This window comes from Bradyrhizobium sp. AUGA SZCCT0105 (assembly GCF_018129565.1).
Taxonomy (GTDB): domain Bacteria; phylum Pseudomonadota; class Alphaproteobacteria; order Rhizobiales; family Xanthobacteraceae; genus Bradyrhizobium.
In genome coordinates this window covers 32,912-49,282 of sequence record NZ_JAFCMK010000020.1, presented here as the reverse complement: position 1 = coordinate 49,282, position 16,371 = coordinate 32,912, and the positions used below count along the sequence as shown (strand labels likewise).

Genomic DNA, 16,371 nt, shown 5'->3' with positions numbered 1-16,371 from the left:
CGTCCAGGCCACCAACGCCGAGATCGATGTTTCGGCGGCGAACCTGTCGCAGGTGAGCTACGTGTTCGGCCCCGGCGGTTCGACGCCCGATACGCTCTGGGTGAGGGCCAATGACGGTATCTTGTGGGGCGCCTGGCAGAGCTTCACGGCGTCGCCGGGTCCCGACACGGCTCCGGTGGTGACGGCACCGAACGTAACCGCCAATCACGGGCAGTTCTCGGTTCTCGCCTCGAGCCTGTTCTCGGTCAGCGATGCCGAGCACGACACGATCACCCAATACGCGCTCTGGGACACGCAAGGTAACGGACATTGGGCCATCAACGGCGCCGTGCAGGCCACCAACGCCGAGATCGACGTTTCGGCGGCGAACCTGTCGCAGGTGAGCTACGTGTTCGGCCCCGGCGGTTCGACGCCCGATACGCTCTGGGTGAGGGCCAATGACGGCAGCCTGTGGGGCGCCTGGCAGAGCTTCACGGCAACACCGGGCCCCGACACGGCCCCGGTGGTGACGGCACCGAACGTGGCCGCGGTTCACGGGCAGACGTCGGCGCTCGCCTCGAGCTTGTTCTCGGTCAGCGATGCCGAGCACGACACGATCACCCAATACGCGCTCTGGGACACGCAAGGTAACGGACATTGGGCCATCAACGGCGTCGTGCAGGCCACCAACGCCGAGATCGACGTTTCCGCGGCGAACCTGTCGCAGGTGAGCTACGTGTTCGGCCCGACCGGCTCGACGCCCGATACGCTCTGGGTGAAGGCCAATGACGGCAGCATGTGGAGCGCCTGGAAGAGCTTCACGGCAACACCGGGGCCCGACCACCTTCCGGTCGTTTCGGCCTCGAACGTGGTGACGGTCTCCGGGCAGACGTTCGCCGCATCGAGCCTGTTCAGCGCCACGGACGCCGACGGCGATACCATCACGAAATATGCGCTGTGGGATTCCAACTCGAACGGGCACTGGAGCATCAACGGCACATCGCAGCCCGTGAATACCGAGATCGACATCACTGCGGCGCAACTTTCCCAGACGACCTATCAGGCCGGCTCGGGCACGGATCAACTCTGGATCCGGGCCAATGACGGCATTGCGTGGGGAGCCTGGCAGCCCTTCAACGTGACGGGCGAGAGCGCCACCAATGCCACCATCGCATCGGGCAGCACCCTGGAATTGACCGGAACGTCGAATGCCACCGTGGCGTTCCAGGGTTCGACGGGGACGCTCAAGCTGGACAATTCCGCGAGCTTTGCGGGCACCGTCGCCGGGATGACCGGTTCGGACGCGATCGATTTCGCGAACATCAATTTCGCGAACGTTCACACTCCGAGCTTCAGCGGAGACTCAACGCACGGAACGCTCACGGTGACGGACGGCACCGTCACGGCGAGCATTGCGCTGCTGGGCAACTACATGGCCTCGACCTTCACGACCTCAAGTGATGGCCATGGTGGGACCCTGGTTGTCGATCCGCCGGCGATGCAGGTCAGCCAGCTTGCGCAGCCACAGCATGCGTGAGGCTTGAGGATGAGGCATGCGGAGCCGCCCAGACAAGGCGGCTTCGCCTGCCGGCGATACCCGCGCAGCGATTGCAGCAACTGACAAGCGGCATAGAGCTTGTTTACGACGCCGCGCGCTCCGGCTTCTCGAACAATCGTCCCAGCAGCGACATCGCGGAATCGCCAGGCAGCAGCGTTGCGATGCTGACGGCGGGCTCGGCCCTGCTGTCGCGGCGGCCGTTCTGGGTGTGGCGCATCACGCTCGCCAATCGCCGCGTGATCGCCTGCGCGTTGCGCAGGTCGGTCCCGGCGAACGCCACGACCAGCGACCGGTCATCATGCACGGCGCCGAAATCGGCCTGGCGCATCAGCCGGCTGATGATCCGCGCGCCGTCGAATTGCGCGCGCGGCTGCGTATTGTCGAAGGTGAAACGCGCCACCGAGAGCGCGCCGCCGCGCTCGGCGGTCTGGTAGACGGCGGTCGCGAAGTCGCGCTCGAACGCGGCCTTGGTGAGCAGACCGGTGCGGGGATCGATCAGGCCCTTGGCGTCGATCGCCTTCAACATGCGGCCGAGCCGCGCCTCGAAGGCATGCTGCCGGATCATCGGCAACACCATGTCGCCGACGCGTGTCGGCCCGGCCGTGACGATCTCGAGGTTGGGCAGCTCGTAACGCGGCGTCAGCTCGCCGGAGGCGACGATCACGGGCAACGGACGGAAGCGAACATCCTCGGTCAGCACCGTCAGGAACGCATCCATCACGCGCGGGGTGAAGCCCTCGGCCAGCACGATACCGTCGATGTCGCGGTTGGAGAGATGTTTTGCGGCCGCCTCGATACTTAGCGCACCGACCACGCCGGCGCGTTCGCCGAGCGCGACCGACAGGGCCGGGTAGGCGCCGCCGCGGCCGATCAGGAGCGCGGTGGCCTCTCCGACCGGATCGATATCGGACATAGCGATCGGCGCCGGCGGCGTCAGGCGGCGCATCACGGTCGCATGCAGGGCGCGAACGCGTAAGGACGCGTTGAGCCGGGCGACCAGGCGATCCGGCATGCCTTTGTGCTGGAAGAACGCGATGACGGTGTCGGGCAGGGTGGTCGCGGGATCGACCGCGATCAGCGGCAGATAGGGCGCGCGGGCGGCGGCGCGCTTGGCCAGGCCCGACAGGGTGACGAAGTCGACGCCCTCGGCGGCCGCGATGATTGCGGCCGGCTTGACCTGCTCGATGGCGCGTCCGACCTCGCTCCAGTTGGTGACCACGACCGGAAACAGTTTCGTCTCATCGAGGACCGCGGCAAACGGCGGCTTTGCCGACGCCGATACGATGAGGACCGGACCTTGTTGAGACATTCGAACGCTCGAAACCAATGCACAGATCAGCAAACGGTTACGATGTTAGTTGGCATGGCTTAATGCGGCGTCAACACAATGCTAAGACTAACGCAATGATAAGACTTTAAGGCATTCCAGTGCCGCTGCGGTCGCGAAATGCTTCGATCATCAACGGGTTAAGCCCAAGTTCTGTCAGGGCGTCGCGGGCTCGCGCATTGTCCTGAGCCCGTCCGGCCAGCCGGTGGCCGCTCAGGCGGTCGGGCAGTGCCGTCAACAATGCGCCCTGGCCGAGCCGGCGCGACCACTCCTGCAACTCCCCGGCAAGGAAGCGGTAGCCGCCGACCGTCATGACCCCTGACGGCGGGGCGGTGATGTTGACGGCGCCGGTCGCGCGGTCGACCCGCGCAGCATATTCGGTGTCGACGTAATCACGCGGCGGCGGCGCAATCAGACTGTCGCCCGGGGGCGGTGGCGGCGCATAGGCCGCGACCGGTACCATGGGCCCGCGCAGGCCGAGCGTACCCTTCGGGGTCAGCAGGATTTCGCCGGCGATCGATGCGCCGGGAGCCTCACGCGGCGCGCCGTGCGGGCCGGGCTTGATCGGGGCCGGCGATCCATCCTCGGCGTTGCGGCGGGCGCCGAACAGCCCGGCCTCGCCGAACAGATAGACGTCGGTCATGGTCACCCGCTGCGAGGTCCAGTGCGCACTGGAGGCAACCTGCTCCGGCGTCCGCCAGAGGCCGATCGCGTTGCGCAGGGTGGGCAGGCGCTCCGACAGGCCGCACTCGTCGAGCCGCAGCGCGAGCTGCGCCGGCGCAATCAGCGTGTCGCAGCCGTGATCGTTGAACTGGGCTTCGAACGCTTCCTCGTCGAACGGGTGATGCATGACGAGCGTTCCGCCCGACAGCAGCCAGGTCACCAGCGACGAACAGATGCCGGCAAACGACATCGGCGCGAATGCCGACATGATGGTCGCGCCCTGTGCCAGGTCGCTCTCCAGCGACATCGCGAGCCCGCCGGCGATCAGGCCGAAATGCGCGCGCGGCACCGGACGAAAGCCCTCGCTGGTGACGTCGAAGGAGATCAGCGCCGCCTTGCGGCCGTCCTGGATCATCGGGCGCGAGGTCCGGGAGTCCTGCAGGATCGCGTCATCGAGCGACGCCATGCCTTCGGGCAGATCGGTGCCGAAGCCGCAGACATGGCGGATCGAAAAGGCTTCCGCCGCGGCGTTCATGGCGATGTCCGCATAGGAGACGCCGTCGATCTTGCCGCAGGTGACGATCGCCCGCGCCGCGGTGCGGTTGAGGACGGACGTCAGCTCGGCTTGCCGCCACAATAGCGGCAGCGGCGCCACCACCAGGCCGACACGATAGGCGGCGAGCACGGTCAGGGCGAATTCGATCGTCGAGGGAAGCTGAACCGCGATCACCGTATTGGCCGGCAATCCGCTCTCGACGAAGTGGGCGGCGATCGCCGAGATCGCGCGGTCGGCCTGAGCATAGGTCAGGCGCTTGCGGGTCTGTCCGGTGACGCGCTGCTTGTTGATCGGGTCGACCAGCGCCAGCGCCTCGGGTTGCCGCGCCAAGCTGCGCTTGAACAGCGTATCGAGCGTGGGCGAGGTGATCGACTGGTTCACAGGTTCAACGTCGGTTGCATCGCTTCGATCAGATCGGACCATGCCGCGTCGGGTCGCAGTTCACTTGGATTGCGCGCCGGGCTTCTGCCACCAGGTCTCCGGCAGGTAGCCCGTCAACGCCGTGGCCGAAGGTCGTTCTATCCGATTCCAGCGCGCGATCCATTGCTCTCCCAAGTTAAATAGGGGGATAGCGTAGAAGCCGGACATCAGGGCCCGGTCCAGCGCCCGCACCGCCGAGACGAAGGCCGGCCGCTCCCGCGCCGCGAGCAGCGCGGCGATCATGGCGTCGATGGCCGGATCCTTGGCGCCCATGTAGTTGCGGGTGCCCGGCACGTCGGCGGCCTGGCTGCCCCAGTAGAACCACTGCTCGTTGCCCGGCGACAGCGACTGGTCCCAGCGAATGGGGATCATGTCGAAATCATAGGCGACCCGGCGCTGCTCGAACTGCACCGCGTCGACCACCCGGACCGCGGCGTCGATGCCGGCCCGCTTCAGGTCGCGCTGATAGGCGAGGGCGATCCGCTCATGCTCGCGTGTCGTCACCAGAATCTCGATCCGGAGCGGCGTCCCGGTCGAGCGCTGCTTCAACACCGTGCCGTCGAGCGCGTAGCCCGCTTCCGACAGCAGCGCGAGCGCGTTGCGCAGAACGGTGCGGTCGCGGCCTGAGCCGTCGGTGTCGGGGAGGCGATAGCGGCCCTCGAGAATGTCGGGCACAATATGCGACAGATACGGCTTGAGCAGATCGCGCTCGCGGTCATCGGCCGGGCGGCCATAGGCCGACAAATCCGAGCCGGCGAAATAGCCGCCGGCACGCGAATAGAGTCCAAAATAGTAATTGCGGTTGATCCAATCGAAATCGAACAGCATCAGCAGCGCCTGGCGCACCCTGACGTCGGCAAACTTCGGCCGCCTGGTGTTGAACACCAGAAATTCGGATGGATCGGGCGTGCCGATCTTGATGGTGTCGCGGAGCACGTCGCCGTTGTTAGCGGCGGGGAAGTCGTAGCCGTCATGCCAGCGGAGCGGCTCGGGCTCGGTCCTGAAGTCATAGAGGCCGCGCTTGAACGCCTCGAACTGGCCGTTGGCGTCGCGGTAGTAATCGAGCCTGATCTCGTCGAAATTCCAGAGGCCGCGGTTCACCGGCAGGTCGCGCCCCCAGTAATCCGGATTGCGGGTGAAGGTCACGCTGCTGCCGGGCTTGACCGCCGTCACGCGGTACGGGCCGGAGCCGATCGGCGGCGCCAATGTGGTCTCCTCGAACTTGGAGACGTCGGTGGCGTGGCGCGGCAGGATCGGCATCAGGCCGAGGATCAGCGGCAATTCGCGGTCCGCAACGCCGCCAAAATCGAACCGCACCGTGAGCGGGTCGAGCACCTCGGCCTTTGCGACTTTCGAATAATACTGGTGATGCAGCGGACGGCCGTGATCGCGCAGCAGCTCGAGCGAGAACACGACATCGTCCGCCGTGACCTCGTGCCCGTCGGAGAAGCGCGCGCGAGGATCGAGATGGAATGTCACATAGCTTCTGGCATCGTCGGTCTCGACGCTGCGGGCGAGCAGGCCGTACAGCGTGAAGGGCTCGTCATTGTTCCGCACCAACAGGCTTTCGTAGACATAGCCGCGCTCGTAGGCGTAGCCCCGGAGCTGCTGCACGGCGAGACCCCTGACAATCAGCGGATTGAGGCTGTCGAAGGTGCCCTCCCGGGGGCTCAGGACCAGACGGCCGCCCTTGGGAGCGTCAGGATTGGCGTAGGGCAGGTGAGTAAAGTCGGCAGGCAGCGCGGGCGCGCCATGCATCGCGATGGCGTGGCTCTCGGTGGCGGCCGCAGGGTCAAGCGCGCTCGTCAGGAATGCCGGGATGGATGCCAGCACAAGCCAGACGACGGCCAATGCGGCGCGCCAACCGTGCCCGGGAACACGTGCGTGAGGCGCCCGATTTGATTCGCGAAACGTCACGCCTGGAGGTTTATCACAGGGCGCTGAAACTCGCCGTCACATGGGCGCAAATGCGCTTGTCGGCATTGATCTTTCCGCGCGCCGCTGTATTGAAGGCGTGCAATTGGAGGGCGGGAACGCCTGTCACGTATCCGCCTCAATTGACTAGGAGACAGCCGCCCAAACGGCTATGTGTCGGCGCCTGCAGCGGTTTCGGGCGCTGCCGTTCAGAAAGGGTTTTCCGCAATGAATTTCCGTATCTTGGCCGCCCCGGTCCGGCCGCATGGGCGAATTGTTGCCCTGATGGCGGCGACGGCATTCTCTGCAGCGCTCCTGGTTCCTGCCGCTTGGGCCCAGCAGCCGGCAGCGCCGGCGCCTGCGGCACCGAAGGCAGCGCCCAAGGCGGCACCGAAGGCAGCTCCGAAGGCGCCGGCGCCGGCAGCCCAGCCGGCGCCCCAGGCACAGGCACCGGCCGCAGGTCAGGCGCCCGCCGCGGCCGCCCAGCAGCCGCCCCAGGATCAGCAGATCCAGCTGATCTACGCCCCCTGGACCAAGTTCTGCCTGAAGGGTCAGGAAGCCAACGCCAAGCAGGTTTGCTTCACCGGCAAGGACGGCCGCATCGAGTCGGGCCAGCCGGTGATCGCCGCCGTGATCATCGAGCCGGAAGGCGAGCCGAAGAAGATCCTGCGCGTCACGCTGCCGCTCGGCATGCAGCTCGTTCACGGCACCCGCATCATCGTCGACGGCAACCCGCCGCAGCAGGCGCCCTATGTGATCTGCTTCCAGAACGGTTGCATGTCCGACTATGAAGCAACCCCCGAGCTGATCGCCAACATGAAGAAGGGCCAGAACCTCGTGGTCCAGGCGATCAATTCGAACGGCGCGCCGCTGACGCTGCCGCTGCCGCTCAACACCGAATTCGCCAAAGCCTATGACGGCCCGCCGACCGATCCGAAGGTGTTCGAGGAAAACTCGAAGAAGCTGCAGGAAGAGTTGCAGAAGCGCGCCGAAGAGCAGCGCAAGAAGCTCGAAGGCGCGGGCGGTGCCGCTGCGCCGGCTCCGGCCAATCCGGCAGCCAAGTAACAACGTCGATCACGCGTTCAAGAAAGCGCGAGATCGTCGCAAGCAAAAGGCGCCCGCAAGGGCGCCTTTTTTGTCATGCGAAACAGACTGGCTGATGGCAGCCTGCCGCGCTGGTGATCGCGCCGATCGTGTGCGATGGTCGCTCAAGGCAAATCGATCGCGCCAAGCCGCATCGTCGTTGCCTTGTCCGGACAAGTCCGGCGTCGAAGCCCAATCATAAATCCGTCACGGGAGGCCAGACGAAAGCGCGGGCAGCGCGCCTTCGATGCGCAAATGCGCGCGTGGTTCTGTGCGAACCCTGGCCGCTGTGCCGAAGCCTGATGGCGCGATGCGACTGGACTTTGCCTGGGGTCGCAAGCCCGTCCGCCGTTCGCAATCATGGAAGTCTCCCAATGTCCCAGCGAGTTAACACGCAGCGGCGGGAACCGCTTTCCCGGCCTTCGGAGCCGCCGACCGGGCGTGCTTCGGTCGATGCCGGCGGGCGCCTGAACCAGGACAACGTCCCCGGTGCCTTTCATCCGGGCATCGTTCATCTCGCGCTGGCGATGGGCGGGTTCGCGATCGGCATCGCCGAATTCGCGACCATGAGCCTGCTGCCGTTCTTCGCCCACGATCTGCACATCAGTGAGCCCCAGGCCGGCCACGCGATCAGCGCCTACGCGCTCGGCGTCGTGGTGGGCGCACCTGTCATCGCCGTGCTGTCGGCGCGCATGGCGCGGCGGACGCTGCTGATCGCGCTGATGGGCTTCTTTGCGCTGATGAACGGCTTCTCCGGGCTCGCGCCCGACTACCACACCATGCTGGTGCTGCGCTTCCTCGCCGGGCTGCCGCACGGTGCCTATTTCGGCATCGCCATGCTGGTCGCGGCCTCGCTGGTCCCGATCGACAAGCGCACGGCGGCGGTCGGCCGCGTGCTGCTCGGCCTCACCATTGCGACGACGATCGGCGTGCCGCTCGCCAACGGCGTGGGGCAGGCGATCGGCTGGCGCTGGGCCTTCGCGATCGTTGCCGGCCTCGCGCTCCTGACCGCCATCCTGGTCCTGATCTTCGCCCCGCGTGACGTCGCCGACAGCAAGGCGAGCCCGTTGCGTGAACTCTCGGCGCTCGGGCGCAAGCATGTCTGGCTGACGCTTGCGATCGGCGCCATCGGTTTCGGCGGCCTGTTCTCGGTCTACACTTATCTGGCGTCGACCATGCTGGCGGTGACGCACACGTCGCCCGCGCTGGTGCCCGTCACGCTATGCGTGTTCGGCGCCGGCCTCACCGCTGGCAACATCATCGTGCCGCGCTTTGCCGACCGCGCGCTGATGGCAACCGCGGGCGGGCTGCTGCTGTGGTCGGCCGCGACCTTGGCGTTGTATCCGCTGGCGGCGGCTAATTTCTGGACGCTGAGCGCCGACGTCTTCCTGATCGGGCTGGGCGGAGCACTTGCCACCGTGTTGCAGACCCGGCTGATGGATGTCGCGGGCGAGGCGCAGAGCCTCGCCGCGGCGCTCAACCATTCCGCCTTCAACGTCGCCAATGCGCTGGGACCGTGGCTCGGCGGAATGGCCGTCGCAGCCGGCTACGGCTGGACCTCGACCGGTCTCGTCGGCGCCGGACTGGCGCTGGCGGGTTTTGCGGTCTGGGCGATTGCCGCGGCGCTGGCTGCGCGTGAGGGGGTATGAGCGGGCTGGAGGCAACGCCGTCGCGTCCGTCGCCGGACAGGTGTCGCGCGTCAGTTCAGCGACGGGTTGCGCGGACGGTAGCCGCCCGATTTGTCCTTCACGAAGATCTCAGCCACCTGCGAGTGACGGATCGGTTCGCCCGAATCGTCGGGCAGCAGGTTCTGCTCGGACACATAGGCGACGTACTCGGTCTCCGAGTTTTCCGCGAGCAGGTGATAGAACGGCTGGTCCTTGTGCGGCCGCATGTCCTCGGGGATCGACAGCCACCATTCCTCGGTGTTGTTGAACTCCGGGTCGATATCAAAAATCACGCCCCGGAAGGAGAACACCCGGTGACGGACGATCTGCCCGATCTGAAACTTGGCGGTGCGCGCTTTGATCATGGTTCGTCGATAGACCAACATTGTGGCCGATGCTAGGGGCTAGGCCTCGAATTAACCCCCGGTTTACCGATTCTAGCCGCACCAAAACGACCCGAAATCCCGCCGAGAAACTACTTTCAGAATGATCGATATCCTCAATCTGGCGTTGCCGTATTTCGGCTTGATCTTCATCGGCTACGCGTGCGGAAAAGCCAAGGGTTTGCCCGAGAGCGGGCTCGCCTGGATGAATTTCTTCCTGCTTTACGTTTCGTTGCCGGCGCTGCTGTTCGGGATCATGTCGAAGACGCCGTTCGCCGAGCTGAACAACCCGCCATTCCTGATCGCCACCACGCTCGGAACCGTGATCGCGTTCTTCCTCGCGATGGTCGCAGGCAGACTGATCGGCGGGCTGTCGCTGCGCGAGGCGACGCTCGCGGGCCTGTCGGGCGCCTACGGCAATATCGGCTATATGGGGCCTGGGCTGGCGCTCGCCGTGCTCGGCGCCAAGGCGGCGGCGCCGACCGCGCTGATCTTCTGCTGCGACAGCATCTTCCTGTTCTCGATCGTGCCGCTCCTGATCGAGCTCACCGACCGCGACCATCCCTCGCTGCTGCACGCGTTCGGCGTGGTGCTGCGGCAGATCGTGCAGAACCCGTTGATCATGTCGGCGGTGTTCGGCGCGCTGGTGGCCGCGTTTCACATCCCGATCCCGGTCGCGCTCGACCGGACCATCCAGTTCCTCGAGAACGCCGCCGCTCCGACGGCGCTGTTCGTGCTCGGTATCACCGTGGCGCTGCGGCCGTTCGAGCGGGTGCCGTGGGAGGTGCCGGGCGTAGTCGCGATCAAGCTTCTGATCCATCCGCTGCTGGCCTTCGGACTGATGCTGCTGTTCGGTCCGTTCGCGCAGCCCTGGGCTGCGACCGCGGTGCTGATGGCCTCGCTGCCGCCGGCACTCAACGTGTTCGTGATCGCGCGCCAGAACGACACCTGGATCGAGCCGGCATCGGTCGCGGTGCTGATCGGCACCTTCGCCTCTGTTGTCACGCTGACCAGCGTGATGTGGTTCATCCAGAGCGGACGGCTGGTATTTCCCTAAGACAAGTAGGGGCTACCGCCGCCATGACGGCGCGAGGCCTTCGCGCATCGCCAGCCGCCGCAGCGGGCCGAACGCGCCGAGCAGATGCAGACCCGCGGCACGCGCCGTCTGCACACCGAGGAAATCGCTGAGCAACGACCGGTTGGCGATGTCGATCGCCCAGGTCCGGCTGGCGACATCCGGACGCCGCGCCGCCTGGTAGCGCGACAGCACATGTGGCGCGCCAGGATCCTCGCCGCGGCCGATTGCCTGGCCTGTGATCTCGGCAATATCGGCGGCATCGCGCAGTCCCATGTTGAGCCCCTGCGCGCCGATCGGCGGCAGCACATGGGCGGATTCGCCGACCAGCGCGATCCGGTCCTTGGCGAGCTGCCGGGGCCGCTCGATGGCGAGCGGAAACACGTGACGGCCGCCCTGAACCTCGACGCGGCCGAGAATCGAATGCGACTGCCGCTCGGCCGCTTCAGACAATTCGCCATCGCCAAGGGCCTTCAGCCGTTCGGCCTCCTTGGGCGCCGAGACCCAGACTACGCTGCTGCGGTTGCCGCTGAGCGGCACGAACACGCAGGGGCCGTGCTCGGTGTGAAACTCGGTCGAGATGTTCCGGTGCGGCCGGCTGTGGGTGATGTTGAAGGTGAGGGCGGATTGGCCGAGCTCGCGGCTGACCACCTCGATGCCGGCGGCCTCGCGCGAGAGTGAATTGCGTCCGTCGGCGCCGACCACGAGCCGGGCCGATAACGTCTGGCCCTGCCGCGTCACCACGGTGACCGCGGTATCATCCGGTTGCACCGAGGCGGCCTCGTCGTCGAACCGCGTCAGCACGGCCATCTCGCCGGCACGCTCCTCGAGTGCTGCGACCAGCGAGCGATTGTCGATGTTGAAGCCGAACTGCTCGCGGCCGATCTCGTCGGAGGAGAACCGCACCTCCGGCGCGCGGATCAGGCGGCCGGTGTCGTCGACGAGGCGCATGGTCTTGAGCGCGGCAGCCTTGTCGCTGCAGCGCCGCCAGACGTCGAGCCGCTCCAGGATCTCGGTCGAGGCGCCGAGCAGCGCGGTGGTCCGGTTGTCGGCATAGGGCGCGCGGCGCGCTAACAGCGCGGTACGCGCGCCGGCGTCGGCGAGGGCAATCGCAGCCGTCAATCCGGCCGGACCGCCGCCTATTACGATAACGTCATAATCCTGCGAGCTGTCGGTCATATCAGCACATTTGACATGCTTGGCCCGATTTTCAAGCCATCAGTAACCACCAAGAGTTTCCAACGATCTGCGCGGCGGAACGCCGCAAGACTGCATATGCAAAGGTGGCCGATTCCTGATAGCACTTCGGCCGATGGAGCACTCGAGCCAGCCGGATGCGTTGCCAGAACGGATGCGGACCGCCGCATTCTCCGTTCATATCTTCACGGCGCTCGGCGCCGGGGTCGCGCTGCTGGCGATGCTGGAGGCGGTTCGCGAGCACTGGGCCAACATGTTCGCCTGGCTCGGGGTCGCACTGATCATCGACGGGATCGACGGCCCGCTGGCGCGCCGGCTCGACGTGGTGCGGCTGCAGCCGAACTGGTCGGGCGAGGTTCTCGACCTGGTGGTTGATTTCGTCACCTACGTGTTCGTGCCGGCCTATGCGATCACCGCGAGCGGCATGCTGCTGCCGCTGGCTGCGCCGGTCCTCGGCATCGGTATCGTGGTTTCCAGCGCGCTGTATTTCGCCGACCGCCGCATGAAGGCCGACGACAACCATTTCCGCGGCTTCCCGGCGCTGTGGAATGCGGCGGCGTTCTACCTGTTCCTGCTGCATTTGCCGCCGGTGCTGTCGACGATCGTGGTCGCGCTGCTGATTGCGCTGACCTTTGCGCCGTTCCATGTGCTGCACCCGTTCCGCGTGGTGCGGCTGCGCTGGCTCACACTGTGGCTGCTCGGCGCCTGGGCGCTGCTCGGCATGTACACGCTTGCCAACGATTTCGTGGTCGGAGCCCCGATCACCTTCGGTCTCTGCGCCATCGCCGTCTACATCGTCGGCAGCGACACCTTGATCCGCCGGATGAAAGCCTTCAGAGCATGATGCAATTGATCACCAGCCCCGAGGCCTGGGCGGCGCTGTTGACCCTGACCGCACTCGAGATCGTGCTCGGCATCGACAACGTCATCTTCCTGTCGGTGCTGGTCTCGCGGATTCCGCAGCCGCAGGCCAACCGCGCGCGGCAGATCGGCCTGCTGCTGGCGCTGGTGTTCCGCATCATCCTGCTCAGCGTCCTGGTCTGGCTGATCGGGCTGACGCAGCCTGTGATCACCATCGAGAGTGTCGCGCTGTCGTGGCGCGATATCATCCTGATCGGCGGCGGCCTGTTCCTGATCGCCAAGGCAACCCACGAGATCCACGGCGAGGTCGAGGCGCGTGACGCCGAGGAGAATAGCAAGCCGAGCCCCAACGCGTTCTTCTGGGTGATCGTGCAGATCATCATCATCGATCTGGTGTTCTCGCTGGATTCGATCATCACCGCGATCGGCATGGCGCAGGACATCGAGATCATGATCGCGGCGGTCGTGATCGCCTGCGCGATCATGTACATCTCGTCGGGACCGGTGGCGCGGTTTGTCGCGGAGCATCCGACCACCAAGATGCTGGCGCTGGCGTTCCTGGTGCTGATCGGCGTGGCGCTGGTGGCCGACGGATTCAAATTCCACATTCCGCGCGGCTACATCTACTTCGCGATCGCATTCTCGGCGGCGGTCGAGATGTTCAACGTGCTGGCCAGGCGCAACCGCAAGAAGCCGGCGCACTAACCCCGGTTCCAGGCCGCTTGGTTGACAAGCCGGCGCCGATGGCATTCGCTCGTTTGACGTTGAGATCTGAGGGAGCGACGACATGACCAAGGCTGTGCGGGTGCACAAGGTGGGGGGCCCTGAGGTCCTGACCTATGAGGATGTCGAGGTGGGGGCGCCGGGGACCGGCGAGGTCCGCATCCGCCAGCATGCGGTCGGGCTGAACTTCATCGACGTCTATTTCCGCACCGGCCTCTACAAGGCGCCCGGCCTGCCGTTCATCGCCGGCAATGAGGCCGCGGGCGAGGTCGTGGCCGTCGGTCCGGGGGTGACCAATTTCCACCCCGGCGATCGCGTCGCCTACTACTACAACCTCGGCGGCTACGCTTCAGAGCGCGTCATCCCGGCCGACAAGCTGGTCAAGTTGCCCGACCACATCACGTATGAGCAGGGCGCCGTGCTGATGCTCAAGGGGCTCACGGTGTGGTACCTCCTGCACAAGACCTTCAAGGTCGAGCAGGGCCATCGGGTGCTGATCCACGCCGCAGCCGGCGGCATCGGGCTGCTTGCCTGCCAGTGGGCGCATGCGCTCGGTGCGCACGTCATCGGCACCGTCGGCTCGAAGGCGAAGGCCGATATCGCGCTCGCCAATGGCTGCGACCACGTCATCCTCTACAACGAGGAAAACTTCGTCGAGCGCGTCAAGCAGATCAGCCGCGGCGAGCTCTGCGACGTCGTCTATGACGGCGTCGGCAAGACCACGTTCCCGGGATCGCTGTCGTGCCTCAGGCCACGCGGCCTGTTCGTCTCCTTCGGCAACGCCTCCGGGCCGGTGCCGCCGTTCCCGCTCGCCGAGCTCAACAACCACGGTTCGCTGTTCGCGACGCGGCCGAAGCTCAACGACTATGTCGGCACCCGCAAGGAGCTGCTCGAAGGCGCCGACACGCTGTTCGCGGCCGTGATCAACGGCAAGCTGCACGTGCCGATCAACCACGCCTATGCGCTCAAGGACGTCGCCAAGGCGCATATCGATCTGGAGAGCCGGGCGACCACGGGCGCGGCGATTCTGCGGCCGTAGGTCCACGTCGTTCCGGGGCGATGCGCGAGCATCGAACCCGGAACCTCGAGATACCCCGGTGCGCAAGTGCGCACCTGAGGTTCACGCTTCGCGTGCCCCGGAATGACGGAATGGACGGTTACGCCACGCGCCGCGCCGCACCGACCTTCGTCAGCACGCCATCCAGACAATCGATCATCGCCGATATCTCCTCCCGCGTGACGTTGAGCGCCGGCATGAAGCGCAGCGTGTCCGGCTGCGGCGAGTTCACCAGCACGCCGGCCGCGAACGCCTCGGCGACGACGGCGGCGCCGATCGGCATCTTGAGATCGAGCGCGAGCAGGAGGCCGCGGCCTCTGATCTCGCCGAGCCCGTGACGCGCCGACAGCCGCTGCAATTCGCGCTCGAGCAGCAGACCGGCATCGACGACCGATTTCAAGAAATCGGGCTGGGCGATCTTGTCGAGCACGACAAGCCCCGCGGCGCACATCAGAGGGTTGCCGTTGAAGGTGCCGCCCTGATCGCCGTGATCGAAGCAGGAGGCATGCTCGGTCGCGAGCAGCGCTGCGAGCGGCACGCCGCCGCCGATGCCCTTGCCGAGCGTCATGATGTCGGGCGCGATTCCGGCGTGCTCATAGCCGAACAGCTTTCCGGTCCGGCCGATGCCGGTCTGGATCTCGTCGACAATCAGCAGCAGGCCACGCTGCTGGGTCAGCGCCCGCAGCTCCTGCAGAAATCGATCCGTCGCGGGCCACACGCCGGCCTCGCCCTGGATCGGCTCCAGCATCACCGCCACCGTCGATGGCGAAATCAACTTCCGCACCGACTCGATGTCGTTCAGCTTGGCCTTTCGGAATCCCGAGACCTTTGGCTCGAACAACGGCTCGAACGCCTTCTTGCCCGACGCCGACATGGTCGCGAGCGTCCGGCCGTGGAAGCCGCCTTCGAAGGTGATGATCTCGTGCGCGCCACCCTTGTACTTGGCGCCGAATTTGCGCGCGAGCTTGATCGCGCCCTCATTGGCCTCGGCGCCGGAATTGGCGAAGAACACCTGATCGAAGCAACTGTTGTCGACCAGCATCTTCGCCAGCTTCAGGCTCTGCTCGTTGTAGAATGCCGGGCTCGGCGTCAATAGCCGCCTGGCCTGCGCGGCCAGCGCATCGGCCACGATGACCGGCGAGTGGCCGAGCGGATTCACGGCCCAACCCTGCACGAAATCGAGATAGCGGTTGCGGTTGGCGTCCCACAAATACGAGCCTGCGCCGCGCACGAACACGACCTCGGGGCGAGCGGTGATGTCCATCAGCGCATCGAACGGATGGGTAGCGTTGGTCATGTCGATCTCCTCTGGGGTCGGTGTGGGGATTAAGGGCAGGCCGAAAAGCAAGAAGGCCGCGCCTTGGGGGCGCGGCCTTCTCGAAAACCTTGGCTGATTTAACTAATCAGCGGTGGCGTCGGACACGGCGCAGCCCAGCATCGTCGCGGGTGCGACGACGGTTGATGGCGCGGCGGTGGGTCCGGTTCAGCTTCATGGCGCAGGGCCATACAGCCGAAGGGTAGGAGATGTCAAGCGGGAGGTGATATCGCACGCAAGCTGCTCGTGGAGCGTGATACGCTGCGACGAGGCAATCCTGGAGGTGACGCCGTGATCAAGCTGCTGATCGAACGAGATCTTCCGGCCGATTTCGAAGTGACCGATGACGCGCAGGCGGCGCGTCATGCGCGGATTGCGCTGGACGCCATCATCGCGACGCAGGGCAGGATGCACTGGCTTTGCACCTACGCGACCGACGACCGCAAGCTGTTCGGCCTCGTCGTGGTCGAGAGCGAGGAGGTCATCGATGTCTATGTGCGCAATGCAGGCATCGCCAGCTCGGTCCGCATCCATCGCGTGCTTCGAACGCTGGATCCCGCGCTCGCCGCTCCGCCGACTGCGAGTTAGGCACG

13 protein-coding genes and 1 pseudogene are annotated in these 16,371 nt (G+C 65.9%); 8 read left to right on the top strand and 6 right to left on the bottom strand.

The annotated features are described in order from the left end of the window. Positions 1-1,516: pseudogene (locus JQ573_RS39535) on the top strand (hypothetical protein); the annotation flags it as partial. Between the two features lie 103 nt (positions 1,517-1,619). Here the strand turns inward: JQ573_RS39535 and JQ573_RS39530 are convergent. The 3 genes from JQ573_RS39530 to JQ573_RS39520 all read right to left on the bottom strand — a co-directional run bounded on the left by JQ573_RS39530 (position 1,620) and on the right by JQ573_RS39520 (position 6,261). After that, complete coding sequence (locus JQ573_RS39530; protein WP_212314390.1) at positions 1,620-2,846, bottom strand: GGDEF domain-containing protein; 1,227 nt, start codon at positions 2,844-2,846, stop codon at positions 1,620-1,622. Positions 2,847-2,952: 106 nt separating this feature from the next. Next, positions 2,953-4,464, bottom strand: a complete 1,512-nt coding sequence (locus JQ573_RS39525; RefSeq protein ID WP_212314391.1) for a class I adenylate-forming enzyme family protein — start codon at positions 4,462-4,464, stop codon at positions 2,953-2,955. A 60-nt stretch (positions 4,465-4,524) separates the two neighbouring features. After that, on the bottom strand, positions 4,525-6,261 hold the full coding sequence (locus JQ573_RS39520; RefSeq protein ID WP_212315430.1) for an extracellular solute-binding protein: 1,737 nt from the start codon (positions 6,259-6,261) through the stop codon (positions 4,525-4,527). A 384-nt stretch (positions 6,262-6,645) separates the two neighbouring features. On the opposite strand from JQ573_RS39520, the gene JQ573_RS39515 reads away from it, so the two are divergent. Continuing rightward, on the top strand, positions 6,646-7,482 hold the full coding sequence (locus JQ573_RS39515; RefSeq protein ID WP_212314392.1) for an invasion associated locus B family protein: 837 nt from the start codon (positions 6,646-6,648) through the stop codon (positions 7,480-7,482). A gap of 392 nt (positions 7,483-7,874) precedes the next feature. Further along, positions 7,875-9,149 carry an MFS transporter gene (locus JQ573_RS39510; protein ID WP_212314393.1) on the top strand — a complete coding sequence of 425 codons (1,275 nt, stop codon included), beginning with the start codon at positions 7,875-7,877 and terminating at the stop codon, positions 9,147-9,149. Between the two features lie 50 nt (positions 9,150-9,199). On the opposite strand, the gene hspQ is transcribed toward JQ573_RS39510, so the two are convergent. Further along, positions 9,200-9,532, bottom strand: a complete 333-nt coding sequence (gene hspQ / locus JQ573_RS39505; RefSeq protein WP_024584048.1) for a heat shock protein HspQ — start codon at positions 9,530-9,532, stop codon at positions 9,200-9,202. A 121-nt stretch (positions 9,533-9,653) separates the two neighbouring features. On the opposite strand from hspQ, the gene JQ573_RS39500 reads away from it, so the two are divergent. Further along, positions 9,654-10,607, top strand: coding sequence for an AEC family transporter (locus JQ573_RS39500; protein ID WP_212314395.1), 954 nt, complete (start codon positions 9,654-9,656; stop codon positions 10,605-10,607). A 12-nt stretch (positions 10,608-10,619) separates the two neighbouring features. On the opposite strand, the gene JQ573_RS39495 is transcribed toward JQ573_RS39500, so the two are convergent. After that, complete coding sequence (locus JQ573_RS39495) at positions 10,620-11,804, bottom strand: UbiH/UbiF family hydroxylase (RefSeq protein ID WP_212314397.1); 1,185 nt, start codon at positions 11,802-11,804, stop codon at positions 10,620-10,622. Between the two features lie 133 nt (positions 11,805-11,937). On the opposite strand from JQ573_RS39495, the gene pcsA reads away from it, so the two are divergent. The 3 genes from pcsA to JQ573_RS39480 all read left to right on the top strand — a co-directional run bounded on the left by pcsA (position 11,938) and on the right by JQ573_RS39480 (position 14,445). Continuing rightward, on the top strand, positions 11,938-12,666 hold the full coding sequence (gene pcsA / locus JQ573_RS39490; RefSeq protein ID WP_212314399.1) for a phosphatidylcholine synthase: 729 nt from the start codon (positions 11,938-11,940) through the stop codon (positions 12,664-12,666). Further along, the gene (locus JQ573_RS39485; protein ID WP_212314401.1) at positions 12,663-13,388 is read left to right on the top strand and encodes a TerC family protein; all 726 of its coding nucleotides are present in this window, start codon (positions 12,663-12,665) and stop codon (positions 13,386-13,388) included. The genes pcsA and JQ573_RS39485 overlap by 4 nt, the downstream gene beginning before the upstream one ends. A gap of 82 nt (positions 13,389-13,470) precedes the next feature. Beyond that, complete coding sequence (locus JQ573_RS39480) at positions 13,471-14,445, top strand: quinone oxidoreductase (RefSeq protein ID WP_092114426.1); 975 nt, start codon at positions 13,471-13,473, stop codon at positions 14,443-14,445. A gap of 118 nt (positions 14,446-14,563) precedes the next feature. Here JQ573_RS39480 and JQ573_RS39475 read toward each other — a convergent pair whose 3' ends face one another. Then, a complete protein-coding gene (locus JQ573_RS39475; protein ID WP_212314403.1) occupies positions 14,564-15,760 on the bottom strand; it encodes an acetylornithine transaminase in 1,197 nt (398 codons plus the stop codon). Between the two features lie 309 nt (positions 15,761-16,069). On the opposite strand from JQ573_RS39475, the gene JQ573_RS39470 reads away from it, so the two are divergent. Further along, complete coding sequence (locus JQ573_RS39470) at positions 16,070-16,366, top strand: hypothetical protein (RefSeq protein WP_212314406.1); 297 nt, start codon at positions 16,070-16,072, stop codon at positions 16,364-16,366. Positions 16,367-16,371 lie beyond the last annotated feature (5 nt).

Coding starts and splice junctions, on each gene's coding strand:
- JQ573_RS39530 (WP_212314390.1), bottom strand. CDS start 2,846: ATGTCTCAACAAGGTCCGGTCCTCATCGTATCGGCGTCGGCAAAGCCG.
- JQ573_RS39520 (WP_212315430.1), bottom strand. CDS start 6,261: ATGCATGGCGCGCCCGCGCTGCCTGCCGACTTTACTCACCTGCCCTAC.
- JQ573_RS39515 (WP_212314392.1), top strand. CDS start 6,646: ATGAATTTCCGTATCTTGGCCGCCCCGGTCCGGCCGCATGGGCGAATT.
- JQ573_RS39510 (WP_212314393.1), top strand. CDS start 7,875: ATGTCCCAGCGAGTTAACACGCAGCGGCGGGAACCGCTTTCCCGGCCT.
- hspQ (WP_024584048.1), bottom strand. CDS start 9,532: ATGATCAAAGCGCGCACCGCCAAGTTTCAGATCGGGCAGATCGTCCGT.
- JQ573_RS39500 (WP_212314395.1), top strand. CDS start 9,654: ATGATCGATATCCTCAATCTGGCGTTGCCGTATTTCGGCTTGATCTTC.
- JQ573_RS39495 (WP_212314397.1), bottom strand. CDS start 11,804: ATGACCGACAGCTCGCAGGATTATGACGTTATCGTAATAGGCGGCGGT.
- pcsA (WP_212314399.1), top strand. CDS start 11,938: ATGGAGCACTCGAGCCAGCCGGATGCGTTGCCAGAACGGATGCGGACC.
- JQ573_RS39485 (WP_212314401.1), top strand. CDS start 12,663: ATGATGCAATTGATCACCAGCCCCGAGGCCTGGGCGGCGCTGTTGACC.
- JQ573_RS39480 (WP_092114426.1), top strand. CDS start 13,471: ATGACCAAGGCTGTGCGGGTGCACAAGGTGGGGGGCCCTGAGGTCCTG.
- JQ573_RS39475 (WP_212314403.1), bottom strand. CDS start 15,760: ATGACCAACGCTACCCATCCGTTCGATGCGCTGATGGACATCACCGCT.